This is a genomic window from Bradyrhizobium sp. Pha-3, assembly GCF_042258325.1.
Lineage (GTDB): Bacteria > Pseudomonadota > Alphaproteobacteria > Rhizobiales > Xanthobacteraceae > Bradyrhizobium > Bradyrhizobium elkanii.
In genome coordinates this window covers 5,739,864-5,753,396 of record NZ_CP170151.1, presented here as the reverse complement: position 1 = coordinate 5,753,396, position 13,533 = coordinate 5,739,864, and the positions used below count along the sequence as shown (strand labels likewise).

General features: G+C 64.5%; 10 protein-coding genes and 2 riboswitches. Of the genes, 1 reads left to right on the top strand and 9 read right to left on the bottom strand.

All coding sequences use genetic code 11. The features are described 5' to 3' along the window. Positions 1-2: 2 nt before the first annotated feature. The 8 genes from ACE10X_RS27295 to ACE10X_RS27260 all read right to left on the bottom strand — a co-directional run bounded on the left by ACE10X_RS27295 (position 3) and on the right by ACE10X_RS27260 (position 10,968). Positions 3-1,421 (bottom strand): amidase, encoded by a 1,419-nt coding sequence (locus tag ACE10X_RS27295; protein ID WP_375763094.1) that lies wholly within the window; start codon positions 1,419-1,421, stop codon positions 3-5. Continuing rightward, complete coding sequence (locus ACE10X_RS27290) at positions 1,414-2,586, bottom strand: M20 aminoacylase family protein (RefSeq protein ID WP_038383306.1); 1,173 nt, start codon at positions 2,584-2,586, stop codon at positions 1,414-1,416. The genes ACE10X_RS27295 and ACE10X_RS27290 overlap by 8 nt, the downstream gene beginning before the upstream one ends. A gap of 7 nt (positions 2,587-2,593) precedes the next feature. After that, positions 2,594-4,114 (bottom strand): M81 family metallopeptidase, encoded by a 1,521-nt coding sequence (locus ACE10X_RS27285; RefSeq protein WP_375763093.1) that lies wholly within the window; start codon positions 4,112-4,114, stop codon positions 2,594-2,596. Positions 4,115-4,442: 328 nt separating this feature from the next. Next, positions 4,443-6,107, bottom strand: coding sequence for an ABC transporter ATP-binding protein (locus ACE10X_RS27280; protein WP_038383304.1), 1,665 nt, complete (start codon positions 6,105-6,107; stop codon positions 4,443-4,445). Beyond that, positions 6,104-6,991: an ABC transporter permease gene (locus ACE10X_RS27275; RefSeq protein WP_038383303.1), complete on the bottom strand. Its 888-nt coding sequence runs from the start codon at positions 6,989-6,991 to the stop codon at positions 6,104-6,106. Before ACE10X_RS27275 ends, ACE10X_RS27280 begins: the two co-directional genes overlap by 4 nt. Before the next feature lie 3 nt (positions 6,992-6,994). Continuing rightward, positions 6,995-7,936, bottom strand: coding sequence for an ABC transporter permease (locus ACE10X_RS27270; protein ID WP_018272343.1), 942 nt, complete (start codon positions 7,934-7,936; stop codon positions 6,995-6,997). 160 nt (positions 7,937-8,096) lie between these two features. Beyond that, positions 8,097-9,554 (bottom strand): D-amino acid dehydrogenase, encoded by a 1,458-nt coding sequence (locus tag ACE10X_RS27265; RefSeq protein WP_338132053.1) that lies wholly within the window; start codon positions 9,552-9,554, stop codon positions 8,097-8,099. Continuing rightward, positions 9,522-9,636, bottom strand: a riboswitch (glycine riboswitch). Its footprint overlaps the gene before it by 33 nt. Positions 9,637-9,639: 3 nt before the next feature. Continuing rightward, positions 9,640-9,746, bottom strand: a riboswitch (glycine riboswitch). Positions 9,747-9,837: 91 nt separating this feature from the next. After that, positions 9,838-10,968, bottom strand: coding sequence for a M20/M25/M40 family metallo-hydrolase (locus tag ACE10X_RS27260; RefSeq protein WP_026192961.1), 1,131 nt, complete (start codon positions 10,966-10,968; stop codon positions 9,838-9,840). Positions 10,969-11,233: 265 nt separating this feature from the next. Between ACE10X_RS27260 and ACE10X_RS27255 the strand changes: the two genes are divergently transcribed. After that, a complete protein-coding gene (locus tag ACE10X_RS27255) occupies positions 11,234-12,853 on the top strand; it encodes an ABC transporter substrate-binding protein (protein WP_038383301.1) in 1,620 nt (539 codons plus the stop codon). A gap of 277 nt (positions 12,854-13,130) precedes the next feature. Here ACE10X_RS27255 and ACE10X_RS27250 read toward each other — a convergent pair whose 3' ends face one another. Further along, complete coding sequence (locus ACE10X_RS27250) at positions 13,131-13,451, bottom strand: hypothetical protein (protein ID WP_038383300.1); 321 nt, start codon at positions 13,449-13,451, stop codon at positions 13,131-13,133. Between the last annotated feature and the right edge of the window lie 82 nt (positions 13,452-13,533).

Sequence of the window (13,533 nt, the reverse complement as noted above, 5' to 3'; positions counted from 1 at the left end):
CTTTACTTCTTCGGCGGCGTGGGCCACGGCTTCTGCGGGCCGCGCAGGCCTTCGAACGCCTTGCCCATGCCGAGCACGCCGATGTCGTCGAAGCGGCGGCCGATGATCTGGACGCCGATCGGAAAGCCCTTCTTGTCGTAGCCGCCGTTGATCGACAGCGCGGGGTTCTCCGACATATTCCACGGCACGGTAAAGCAGATGTGCTCGAACGGCTTTGCGGGGTCGTTGAGCGGTGCGGCGAACTCCGCCGGGAAGTTCACCACCGGCGACACCGGTGAGATCACGTAGTCGACCTCGCAGAACAATTTCGCGGCGGCCGCGCGGATCGCCATCGTCTGGTTGAAGCCGCGCACCACCTCGACGCCGGAGAGCTTTGCGCCGGCCTCTGCCCAGTTGAGGATGTAGGGCAGGGTCTTGCCGCGCTCGGCCTGCGACAGTTTCGACAGCTCATCCCAGGTCCGGGCGCGCCAGAAATTGTCGAGCCCTTCGAGCATCTCGGGGGTCAGGATGCCGTCGATCTCGGTGATGACGGCGCCGGCGGATTCGAACGCCTTCGCCGCCTTCACGACGACCTCGCGAACCTCCTTCTCGACCTTCTGGCCGGAGCCGGCGTCGAGCATCAGCCCGATGCGCAGCTTGCGCGGCGACTTCTCCAGTGCCTTCCAGTTCACCTCGAGCGCCGGCAGGCTCATGCCGTCGCGGCGGTCGGGACGCGACAATACGCTCATCATCAGCGCGGCGTCGTCGACGGTGCGGGTCATCGGACCGGCGACGCGGCCGACATAGGGCGGGTCGATCGGCACGCGGCCGAGGCTCGGCTTCAATGCGACAAGGCCGCACCAGTTGGCCGGCAGCCGCACCGAGCCGCCGATATCGGTGCCGAGATGCAAGGGACCGTAGCCGGCTGCGCCTGCCGCGCCCGCGCCGGCGCTCGAGCCGCCGGGGTTCTTGCTGACATCCCAGGGATTGCGGGTCAGGGGATGGAACGACGACAGGCCCGACGACAGCATGCCGTAGTCCGGCATCGTGGTCTTGGAGAAGATCACGCAGCCGGCCTCGCGCAGCCGCGCCGCCGGCGGTGCATCCTTCTCCGCGGGCGCCAGCTTGACGCTCGCCGCGCCTAGCGGCACCGGCTGCCCCTTAGTCGCGACATTGTCCTTGATGGTGGCGGGAACGCCATCGAGCGTGCCGGCCGGCTCGGCTTGCTGCCAGCGCTCGGTTGAGGTCTTGGCGACCTTCCGCGCCCCTTCCGGGTCGTACAGATACAGCGCCTTGATGTGCGGCTCCCAGGTCGCGACCTGGGAGATGATTTCCTCCAGCACCTCGGACGGCGAGAACTGCTTGGCACGATAGCCGGCGAGCAGGTCGACGGCGGAGAGATCGTGCAGCGACGTGATGGCGTCCCCTTTGGGCTTATGCATGCGCACCTGCCGGCATGCGTTTCTCGATGATGCGGGCGAACATGCTGGCGCCGATCGGCAGGATCTTGTCGTCGAGAACGTAACCGGGATTGTGAACGGGCACGGAGCCGTCATGGCCGACCCAGAAATAGGCGCCGGGAATGGCCTGCATCATGTCGGCGAAATCCTCGCTGCCCATCTTGGGCGTCGAGCGCGTGATCACCTTGGCGGGGTCGACGACGGTGCGCGCGACTTCCTCGACGACGCGGGACTGTTCTTCCTGGTTCACCAGCACGCTGAAGCCATCGCGGATATCGACCGAGATTTCGGCGCCATATGCCGCCGCAAAGCCGGCGGAGATTTCGCGCATGCGCTTGCGGATCAGCTCACGGATCTCGTCGGAGAAGCAGCGCACCGTGCCGCACATCCAGGCTTCGCCGGGAATGACGTTGTACGCCGACCCGGAATGGATCTGCGTGATCGACAGCACCGCCGCCTGCAGCGGATCGACGTTGCGGCTGACGATCGACTGCAACGCCTGTCCGAGCGTCATTGCGATCACAACGGCGTCCTTGGAGCGCTCCGGCATCGCGCCATGCGCGCCGTAGCCCTGGATCCTGATGTCGAAGAAGTCGGCTGCGGCCATTGCCGGGCCCGGCAGGATCGCGATCTCGCCATGGTTCAGGTCGGGCGCGTTGTGTAGGCCATAGACCTCGTCGCAGGGGAACTGCTTGAACAGGCCGTCCTTGATCATGGCGCGGGCGCCGCCGAGGCCTTCCTCGGCCGGCTGGAAGATGAAATGCACGGTGCCGTCGAAATTGCGGGTCTCGGCGAGATAGCGTGCCGAGCCGAGCAGCATCGTGGTGTGGCCGTCATGGCCGCAGCCGTGGAAGCGGCCGGGAATCGTCGAACGCCACTTCAGATTGGTGTTCTCCTCCATCGGCAGCGCGTCCATGTCGGCGCGCAGGCCGATCTTCTTGGTGCCGTTGCCCTTGCCCTTGAGCACGCCGACCACGCCGGTGCCGCCGAGGCCGCGATGCACCTCGATGCCCCAGCTCGTCAGCTTGTCGGCGACGATGCCTGAGGTGCGGACCTCCTCGAAGCCGATCTCGGGATGCGCATGCAGATCCCGTCTGATGGCGGTGAGTTCGTCGGCAAAACTGTCGATGCGCTCAATGGTCGGCATGATCTCTCTATCCGTTTGTGCGTGATGGGGAGGTGGGGGTGAAAGCAGGGCCGTTCGGCTTGATACGGACGCCGGGACGCAGATGTCTCCACGGCAGCGTGGCGGTATCGGCGGGCATCGCGCCGGGAGCGGCGCAGATCAGCAGTTTCTCGGCGATCGGCTCGAAATCGGCGCGGAAGTGCACCGAGCTCTTGTTGACCAAAATCTTCTGTGCCGTCGGCTCGATGCCGACATAGCGGTACATCGCCTGATCGGCAAGCTGGGCCTTGTAGGAGCCGACCACGACGCGGACGTCGCCGACCCGCAGGCAGGCCGAGGGACCCATATCCATGTCGCGGCCGCCGAAATAGGGGCCTGGAGCCACGAATTTTCCATCCGACAGCTGTTCGACGACAAAAGTCTCCCGGTATGGCGCGTCGCCGGGAATGCCGGACTTGCCGCCGAGCTCGAGCGTGACTGACGCGCCGACGCCGGCCGTGTGCGCGGCCTTCGCGGATTGCGGGTCGTAGATCACGCCGGTTGCGGCACTGGCTCTGTTGCGCACCAGCGCGCGCAGCATGCCGGTGGTGTCGGAATCGCCTCCGGCGCCGGGATTGTCCTGGGTGTCGGCGATGATGATCGGCTTGCTGGCCGATTTCGCCAGTTCCATCGCCAGCCGCACGCCTTCGTCGGGCGAATAGATCCGGCCGTCGAAATCGTCCTCATGGCCTTCGACCAGCGCGACGACCTTGTCGGCGGCGGCATCCGCTTCGGCCTGGGTCCGGCCATAGGCGAACACGCTCGGCCCGCAATCCCTGAAATCGGCTGCGGGGAAGCCGGGCGCAAACGACAGCGTCGGCACGGCGTCGCTCTCGAGCGCGGCGAGCTTTTGATAGATGCCTTTTGTGGGCTGGTCGTTGGTGCACTGCCAGCTGATCGGGATCAGGAACGGCAATTGCCGGAATGCCTTAGCGAAGCGCTGCCTGGACTTGAGCATCAGCGCCAGATGCCGGGCGCAGGCGCGGCCGGTTTCGGCCATGTCGACATGCGGATAGGTGCGGTAGGCAATCAGCGCATCGGCATGTTCGATCATCTTCGGTGAGACGTTCGCATGCAGATCGAGGCTCGCCACCAGCGGCAGGTCGTTGCCGATCGCCTTGCGCACGCGGGCAAGCGTTTCGCCTTCGCCGTCGTCGTAATGCTCGGTGACCATGGCGCCGTGCAGATCGAGATAGACGGCGTCGATCGGTCCGGCCGCGGCGATGCCGTCGACCATTTCGGTCACGATCCGCTCGAACGCATCCTTGCTGACATGCGCCGACGGGCTCGCCGCGGCGAAGATCGTCGGCACCAGCTCCCAGCCATTGGCTTCTGCCGCCTCGACAAACCCGGCAAGGCCGACATTGATCTTGCGCATGACCTTGAGCACGTCGGCGCCATGCGTCATCGACGGCCAGCCGCCGCCGTGCACGAAATCGTCATAGGTTGCCTTCGTCGGTGCGAAGGTATTGGTCTCGTGCAGGAAGCCGCCAACGGCAATGCGGGTCATCAAGTTGGTCTCGATACGTTTCTTCGATTATGATGCGATCACAACGACGCGCGTCATGATCTCATCTCGTTGGTTGGAGCGTGATCTCCGGGGAAGACCGGTGTCCACCGTCAGGGCCACGCTCTAGCGCGCGACGTTAAGCGTGTCGTCGCGCCAAGCGCAAGCCGTGGAGCACCGGCGGATTTGCATGCCCTCAGCGCAGTCCGTCATTGCGACGGGGAGCGCCCATGTAGCCCGGATGGAGCGAAGCGCAATCCGGGGTGTTTCGGGCGGCTGAGATTTTCCCGGATTTCGCTTCGTTCCATCGGGGCTACGGAATACTAAAGACTTAGGCCGTTGCCACGAGGCCTTCCGAAACCGGGCGGAAATTCGCAAAATCCCAGCCGCGTCCGGGCGCCGCATCGAGCAGGGCGCGAGTATAGGCCTGCTGCGGATTGGTCAGCACCTCGGCGGCCGGTCCCTGTTCCACGACGCGGCCATGTTGCATCACGGCGACGTCGTCGCAGATTTGTGCGGCGACGCGCAAATCATGCGTGATGAACAGCAGCGCGATGCCAAGCCGGCGCTGGATTTCGTCGAGCAGATCCAGCACCTGCGCCTGCACCGAGACGTCGAGTGCGGACACCGCCTCATCCGCGACGAGCACGTCGGGATCGAGCGCCAGCGCGCGCGCGATCGCGATGCGCTGGCGCTGGCCGCCGGAGAACTGGTGCGGATAGCGCGAGATCGCGTCGGGCGGCAAATGGACGAGCTCGAGCAGCTCGCGCGCCCGCGCCAATGCGTCCTTGCGCGGCATGCCGTAATTGACCGGGCCTTCCGCGATGCTCTCGCCGACGGTGACGCGCGGATTGAGCGAGCGGTAAGGGTCCTGGAAGATGATCTGGATCTTCTGGCGATGCGGCTGCAACAGCCGGCGCGACAGGTCGGAGATCTCGCGGCCGGCGAGGCGCACCCCGCCCGAGGTCGGATCGATCAGGCGGACGATGCAGCGCGCCACCGTCGACTTGCCGGAACCGCTTTCGCCGACGATGCCGAGCGTGCGGCCCTTGCGCAAGGTGAGGGTAACGTCGCTGGCGGCGGCGACCTCGCGGGCTTTGCCGTACAGCGACCGCTCCCGGTAGACCTTGCTGAGCTCGTTGGCTTCCAGCACCACCGGCTCGGTCGTCTCCGGGCGCGGCGCGCGCGGCACCAGGCTCGGCACCGAGGACAAAAGATTGCGGGTGTACTCCATCTTCGGATTGCGCAGCACGTCCTGCAGCGGGCCGGTTTCGACAAGGCGGCCGTGTCGCATCACCGCGACGCGGTCGGCGATCTCGGCCACCACGCCCATGTCGTGGGTGATGAACAGAACAGCGGTGCCGTGGTCGCGTTGCAGGTCGCGGATCAAGGTGAGGATCTGCTTCTGCGTGGTGACGTCGAGCGCAGTGGTCGGCTCATCGGCGATCAGGAGCTTCGGCTCCAGAACCAATGCCATCGCGATCATGATGCGCTGGCGCTGTCCGCCCGACAGGCGGTGCGGGTAGGAGGAGAAGATGCGCTCGACGTCCGGCAGCCGCACATGCTCCATCATCGCCAGGATCTTCTGGCGCCGCGCGCGGGAGTCGAGATCAGTGTGGGCGCGCAGCACCTCGTCGATCTGGCGGCCGACCGGCACGACGGGATTGAGCGCGGTCATCGGCTCCTGGAAGATCATCGCCATCCGCGTGGCGCGGAGCTGGCGCAGCCGCCGGTCGCTGGCGGTGAGCAGTTCCTCGCCGACCAGTTTGACGCTGCCGCCAGACGGCACCAGCGTGCCCTTCTGCAGCAGGCCCATCACGGTGAGCGATGTCACCGACTTGCCCGAGCCGCTTTCGCCGACCAGGCACAGCGTCTCGCTTTCACGTACCTGTAGCGACAGGTCGTCGATGATGCGATGCGCATCCGCCTTGCGGCCGAGGCCGACGACGAGATTGTTGATGTCGAGGACGACGTTGGAAGAGTTGGTTGCGGTCACTTGCCCTCACGCTGCTTCATGCGGGGATCGAGCGCGTCGCGCGCGGCGTCGCCGATCAGGTTGACGCTGAGAATGGCGATCGAGAGCAGCAGCCCCGGCCAGAAGATCAGCGACGGCTTGACCTGGAAATAGGCGCGGCCTTCAGCCATGATGTTGCCCCAGGTCGGCGTTTCCGGCGAGATGCCGGCGCCGAGGAACGACAGGATCGCCTCGGTCAGGATCGCGGAGGCGCAGACATAGGTGCCTTGCACGATCAGCGGCGCGATGGTGTTCGGCATCAAATGCCGCCACATGATCTTCGGCAGGCTGGTGCCGAGCGAGATCGCGGCCTCGACATAAGGTTCCTCGCGTGCGGTCAGCACCACCGAGCGCACCAGCCGCGCCACGCGCGGGATCTCGGGGATGGTGATCGCGACCATCACGGTCCAGATGCTGGCACCCGACAGCGACACCACGGCGATCGCGAGCAGGATGGCGGGGATCGCCATCAAGCCGTCCATCACGCGCATCAGCACCGCATCGACCCAGCGGAAGAAGCCGGCGACGAGGCCGATCAGAAGGCCGATGGCGATCGAACAGACGGCGGCGCCGAGCCCGATCACCAGCGAGATCCGTGCGCCGTAGATGATGCGCGACAACAGGTCGCGGCCATAGGCGTCGGTGCCGAGCAGATATTGCGCGCTCGACGGCTTCAGCCGCTGCGACGGCGTCAACAGCAGGGGATCGTGCGGCGCAAGCAGCGGCGCGAAGATCGCCATCAGGATGATGAGGGCGAGGCAGATCGTCGCAATCGCGATGATCGGCGTCGACGTCAGGAAGCCGAACTTGACGCGGAACGGCCGGGTGACGGGAATAGAGGATTCGGGAAGGGTTTCGATCGCCATTGCTCAGTACCGGATACGAGGATCGAGCAGGGTGTAGGCGAGGTCGATCAACAGATTGACCGCGACGTAGATACCCGACGTCAACAGGATCATCGCCTGGATCACCGGATAGTCGCGCGCCAGCACCGCATCGACGGTGAGGCGGCCGATGCCGGGCAGGTTGAACACGCTTTCGGTGACGACGACGCCGGAGATCAACAGCGCGAAGCCGGAACCGATCACCGTGATGACCGGCACGGCCGCATTGCGCAGCGCATGGCGCAGCAGCACGCCGGTCTCGCCGATGCCCTTGGCCCGCGCCGTGCGCACGTAATCCTCGCCGAGCACGTCGAGCATCGAGGCCCGCGTCATGCGCGCGATCAGAGCGACATAGATGAAGGAGAGGGTGCAAGTCGGCAGGATGATGCGCTCGAAGAACGGGCCGAAGCCGGCCGAGATGCTCTTGAAGCCCTGCACTGGAACCCAGCGCAGATCAATCGCAAAGATCTGGATCAGCACATAGCCGATCACGAACACCGGCACCGAGAAGCCGAGCACCGACAGTCCCATCACGAAGCGGTCGATCCAGGTGCCGTGTTTCCACGCCGCGATCACGCCGAGCGGCACCGCCACCAGGATCGAGAGGATGATGGTGGCCAGCGCGACCGAGATCGACGGCTCGAGACGCGGGCCGATCATCTCGAGGATCGGCTTGTTCGAGATCAGGGAGACGCCAAGGTCGCCGTGCAGCAACTTGGCGACCCAGGTATAGAACTGGATGTAGATCGGCTCGTTCAGACCAAGCGAGGTCCGAATGCGTTCGAGCTGTTCGGGAGTCGCGTTGTCGCCGGCGAGGATGGCGGCCGGGTCGCCCGGCGTCAGCCGCAGCAACAGGAACACGAACAGAGCCACCACGCCCATCACGGGAATGGCGGCGAGGATGCGGCGAAGCAGATATCCGAGCAAATTTGATCCGTTGGGTTGTGGTCGATGGAGTCCCCAGCGGGACCGTTGCACACCAGACCGTAGCACAGATGGTAGCAGACTCACGGTAGAACTTGAGCAAGTCCCATGCCATCGGTGCTGCGGTTTTTGCGGTGCAGCTAATCAGTCCTGTTGGCCGCGATTATTCCTCCGGTGAAGTTCGAAGCAGTCCACTGGAAGGTGGATTGATTTCAGCTTTGCGCGCGTTGGCAGGCACGTCGAGCCCGCCACCGAATGACGGCGCCATCGGCGGCGCGTCGAGGTCGCGCCAATCGTCGATCGCCTGGGCCACCATCTGCGCCGTCGCCGCCGAGAGCGTCCAGCCGAGATGACCGTGGCCCGTATTGTAGAACACGCCCGGAATTCGTCCGGCGCGAACCACCGGCATCATGTTCGGCATCATCGGGCGCAAACCCGCCCATGGCACGACTTTCGACGTATCGATGTTTGGGAAATGATGCCGCACCCAGTCCACCAGCGGTTGAATGCGGTCGGCGCGAATGTCGCGGTTGAAGCCGTTGAACTCGGCGGTGCCGGCGACGCGGAAGCGGTCGGCGCCGAGCCGGCTGGTGACAATCTTCGCAGCTTCATCGAGCAGGCTGACGGTTGGGGCCGCATTCCGGCTTTGCGGCGCATCGAGTTGCACCGTGATCGAATAGCCCTTCACCGGATAGACATTGACGCGGTCGTTGAGCAGGCTGGCGAAGTGGCGGCTCGCCACGCCGGCGCAAATCACGATCCCGTCCGCTTGCAATTGATGCCGCGTCGCGACCACAGCATCATGTGAAGCAGCTTCGTTCCAGCCGATGCGGAAGCCGTCTTCGCCGCGTGCGATCGTGTCGACGTCGGCTTCGTGGACAAAGCTCGCGCCACGGCGGACGCAGGCGTCGGCAAGCCCGCGCGTGAATTTGTGGATATCGCCGGTCGCGTCCGACGGCGTGAAGAAGCCGCCATAGCAGGTTGTCCGCAGCGCGGGTTCGATGACGCGGATTTCGTCTGATGTCACCGGCCGGCGGTCGAGCCCGCCTTGCTGCAGCAGCGTGTTGACCTTGAGGCCCGCCTCGAACCCGGCCCTGTCGTGATAGACGTGCAGGATGCCGCGGCGCTCGAGATCGAAGGCGATGTTCTCGCGCTGTGCGATCGAGAACAGGTGCTTGCGCGCTTCGATTGCGAGCCGCGTGGTCTCGATGGTGTTGCTGCGATAGCGGCCGATGTGGCCGACGAACTCGCCGATCCAGGAATATTTGTGCCAGCTCGGCTTCGGGTTCATCAGCAGCGGCGCGTCGCTTCTGAGCATCCAGCGCAGACCCTTGAGGATGGTCGCAGCACTGTTCCAGACTTCGGCGTTGCTGGCGGAAAGCTGTCCGCCATTGGCGAACGAGGTTTCCATCGCGGCGTAGCGATGCCTGTCGAGGACAGTCACCTTGTAGCCGCGTTCAAGCAGGGCATAGGCCGTCGTTACGCCGGTGATGCCGGCGCCGATGATCGCGATATGTGGCATGATGGTTGTCAGGCTCCCGTGGGTTAGAGTCGCCGAACCACCGGTGAAACCGGCATTCGGCGCCCCATCTGTCACGGTACCTGAGAGCTTGATCCGCATCGGGCCGGAGCCAGAAGCGAACTATCCCCTTCGGTGGACGTCATAGCCCTTGATGTGCGGCCATGTTCGTCTCTCTCCAGATCGTCCTGACGATACAGTCCTTTTGCCTGAGAGTTTCCGGGGCGGTTGCTCCGTCGGCGCCGAAGGCAACAACACGAATGTTGTCGCTTCGATCTCTCCCGCATCATCGCGTTGGACGGCCGGACCGTAGGCGAAGCCTTAAAAATGGACAAGGCTAAATTTCGGTCCGGCAGTGCCAACGTGTTGTGCAGTGCAATCGATGTCAGTCCAGCGTCGCCAACAATGCCGCCATCAGGCGGCCGCGCTCGGCGAGGCTGTCGACCTCGATATGTTCGTTGAGCGTATGCGCATCGGCGCCGCGAACGCCGAGGCCGTCGAGCGTGGGGATGCCCATCGCGCCCGTGAAGTTGCCGTCCGAGCCGCCGCCGGCGCTGCCGTGCGGCAGATCGAGACCCATCGCCGCCGCAAGGCCCTTTGCCTTTTCATACAGCGCCATGGTGCCCGCGTCGGGCTCCCACACCGGGCGCGTGACGCCGCGCGTCACCTTGAAGGTCACGTCGTTGGCGGTGCCCGACAATGCCAGCATGCGCTCGACGCCACGGTCGAGATCGGCCTGGCGCTTGGCCATGCTGAGCGCTTCGCCGGTGCAGGTCGTCGCGACGCAATTGACCCACTGGCCGCCATGCACGATGCCGACCGAGAACGTGCAGTCCTCGGTGGTCATGCCGTCGATGGCGATGATCTGCCGCGCCATCTCGCGGATCGCGGAACGCCCGGAAGACAGCGTCGCGCCGGCATGGCTGGGCTTGCCTGTGGCTTCCAGATTGAAGCGCGCGATCGCATAGCGGCCGGTGACGACGCCGTTGTTCGGCCGACCGGGCTCCGGCACCAGCACGTATTTGTTGCGCGCGGCTTCCGCCTCGATGATGTCGCGCGTCGACGGCGTGCCGACCTCTTCATCGGGGGTGAACAGCACGGTGATCGGCAGCGGTGTCGTGAAGGAGGCGCGCGCCAACTGCCTGATCGCCTCGATCGACAGATAGTTGCCGCCCTTCATGTCGAAGATGCCCGGCCCGAAGCACTTGTTGCCTTCGCGCCGCCACTTCAGCTTTTCGATGGTGCCGACCGGGTGCACGGTGTCCAGATGGCCGGCGATCAGGATGCCGGGCTGGCCTTGTTTCGGATGGGGGAAACGGGCGCGGACGCAGCCCGCGAAGCCCTGGCGTCCGGCGATGCGCTCGATCGTCGCACCCATGATCGCCATCTCGCGGGCGGCGAGATCGAGCATGCGCTCGACCGCGGCCGCGTCCCAGGTCGGGCTTTCGCATTCCACCCAGCTGCGCAGGCCCTGCAGCATCGTTTCGGAATCAAAGGGGAGATTGGCTGGGTTCATCGTTTTTCTCTCTTGTTGTTCTGACGGCGCCGGCATCGCGCGCGCGTTACGAAAATCTCAGCCGACGATTTTGTAAAGCCAAAATCTGGCGTGCGGCCTCATTCGTTTGTGTACGTCCGATGCGACCTGAAACCGATTGACGCGCTTGGCGCTTGGTGCAAGTCTCGATTTCACAAGCCATACAGCATGTTAGTTCGCCTAAATAACGAACCGCATGCATAACGAATAAGCCGGCTTTGACCAGTTACATGTCAGGAGAGATTGCATGTTCCCTATCTCGCGTTGGAAGCGCCGCACGCTAGCGGCTGCGTTGTCGGCGCTCGCGCTGTCGTTCGCGCCGCAGGAATTGTCATTCGCACCGCAGGCGATGGCCGCGGGCAAGACCATCACCGCGGTGATGCATTCGGATCTGCGCGTCATCGATCCGATCATGACCACGGCCTACATCACCCGCGATCATGGTTACATGATCTATGACACGCTGCTGGCGACGGATTCCAATTTCAAGATCCAGCCGCAGATGGCGGACTGGAAGGTTTCCGACGACAAGCTGACCTATACGTTCACGCTGCGCGACGGCCTGAAATGGCACGACGGCGCGCCGGTCACCGCGGAAGACTGCGTCGCCTCGCTGCAGCGTTGGGGCAAGGTCGACGGCATGGGCCAGAAGCTGATGGACTTCGTCGCGAGCCTGGAGGCGACCGACGCCAAGACCATCACGCTGAAGCTGAAGGAACCCTACGGCCTCGTGCTGGAATCGATCGGCAAGCCGTCGTCGCGCGTGCCGTTCATGATGCCGAAGCGTCTTGCCGAGACGCCGCCGGACAAGCCGATCCCGGAACAGATCGGCTCCGGACCGTTCAAATTCGTGCAGGCGGAATTCCAGCCGGGCGTGAAGGCGGTCTATGAGAAGAACAAGGACTACGTGCCGCGCAAGGAGCCGGCGAGCTGGACCGCGGGCGGCAAGGTCGTCAAGGTCGACCGCGTCGAGTGGGTCACGATGGCCGATGCGCAGACCGCGGTGAACGCGTTGCAATCCGGCGACATCGATTTCATGGAGAACCTTCCGTTCGACATGCTGCCGGTGCTCGAAGCCAATCCGGATCTCAAGATCGACGTCCTGAACAAGTTCGGCTTCCAGACCCTCGGACGCATGAACTTCCTCTATCCGCCGTTCGACAATCCGAAGGTGCGCCGGGCTGCGTTCCTGGCGATGAACCAGAAGGACGTGCTCGACGCGCTGGTCGGCAACGCCAAGTACCAGAAGATCTGCGGCGCCTTCTTCGTCTGCGGCACGCCGCTCGAGACCGACGTCGGGGCCGAAACGCTGGTGAAGGGCAACGGCCTGGCGGAAGCCAAGAAGGCGCTCGCCGCGTCCGGCTATGACGGCACCCCCGTGGTGATCATGGCGCCGGGCGACGTCACGACGTTGAAGGCCCAGCCTGTCGTGGCCGCGCAGCAGTTGCGCGAGGCCGGCTTCAAGGTCGACCTGCAAGCCACCGACTGGCAGACCGTGGTGACCCGCCGCGCCAGCCAGAAGCCGCCGAAGGAAGGCGGCTGGAACATGTTCTTCACCAACTGGGTTGCGGCCGACGTCTCCGATCCGATCGTCAACGCGTCGATCACCGGGCGCGGCAAGAATGGCGGTTGGTTCGGCTGGGCCGAAGACCCGAAGATCGAGGAGCTGCGTGACAAGTTCGCACGCGCCGGCTCGGCTGAGGAAAAGAAGAAGATCGCCGCGGAAATCCAGACCGAGGCCTACGATCAGGTGATCTACATTCCGCTCGGCCAGTACACCATTCCGAGCGCCTGGCGGAAGTCGCTCACCGGTGTGCTCGACGGTCCGGCGACGCCGATCTTCTGGAATATCGACAAGTCCGAGTAAGCTTGCGGCTTGACGCAAACGAATGGCCGGGACTTGTCCCGGCCATTTTTCTTTCTTTCGCTGTCGCTTGTCAGGTGTGGCTGTCGCGAAGCTGCTCCAGTCCGTCGCTAAGCGGTGGCCCGCCTGGTGGCGCGCTGTGCGGCGGGGAGGGGCGCTCCTTGCGCTGATCGCATTTGTCGGTTGCGCGCTGTGCGGATGGATCGTCGTTCGGCATCGTCATGCTCCAATTGCGGCATGACAACGAAGATGCAGTGCACGGGTTCCGAACCGGCGGCCGCTAATCGCCGTGGTCTGGTCTCATACTGCTCGGGCTCGACAGGCTCGTGAGCTGCGTCGGTCCAATACCGGTTCCGTTCATCCAGACCACCGCTCCAGCGGCAAACGCGAGCAGTCCGCATACCATGATCGCGCTGCGGATCCATCGCCGGTAGATCGCGCGGTCGTCGGGCGTCGCGTCGCGGAAATTCCGTGCATTGAGCCCGTTGCTGCAATGAGCCGCATCGTCGCCATGCTGGAGCGTAGAGGCACAATGATCGCGCGCCTTGCCGCCAGCAATCCGATTGCAGTTTGCAATCTGATTGCTCTTCGCAATCTCCATCGCCGCCTCCGACCAAAATTGATTTCGACATGCGACGGCCGCGGAAATGCGCGGCCGGAATTTCCAATGCGGGAAGACTACG

Bases quoted from the DNA above. Each gene is read 5' to 3' on its own strand.
- ACE10X_RS27295 (WP_375763094.1), bottom strand. From the start codon at position 1,421: ATGCATAAGCCCAAAGGGGACGCCATCACGTCGCTGCACGATCTCTCC.
- ACE10X_RS27290 (WP_038383306.1), bottom strand. From the start codon at position 2,586: ATGCCGACCATTGAGCGCATCGACAGTTTTGCCGACGAACTCACCGCC.
- ACE10X_RS27285 (WP_375763093.1), bottom strand. From the start codon at position 4,114: ATGACCCGCATTGCCGTTGGCGGCTTCCTGCACGAGACCAATACCTTC.
- ACE10X_RS27275 (WP_038383303.1), bottom strand. From the start codon at position 6,991: ATGGCGATCGAAACCCTTCCCGAATCCTCTATTCCCGTCACCCGGCCG.
- ACE10X_RS27265 (WP_338132053.1), bottom strand. From the start codon at position 9,554: ATGCGGATCAAGCTCTCAGGTACCGTGACAGATGGGGCGCCGAATGCC.
- ACE10X_RS27260 (WP_026192961.1), bottom strand. From the start codon at position 10,968: ATGAACCCAGCCAATCTCCCCTTTGATTCCGAAACGATGCTGCAGGGC.
- ACE10X_RS27255 (WP_038383301.1), top strand. From the start codon at position 11,234: ATGTTCCCTATCTCGCGTTGGAAGCGCCGCACGCTAGCGGCTGCGTTG.
- ACE10X_RS27250 (WP_038383300.1), bottom strand. From the start codon at position 13,451: ATGGAGATTGCGAAGAGCAATCAGATTGCAAACTGCAATCGGATTGCT.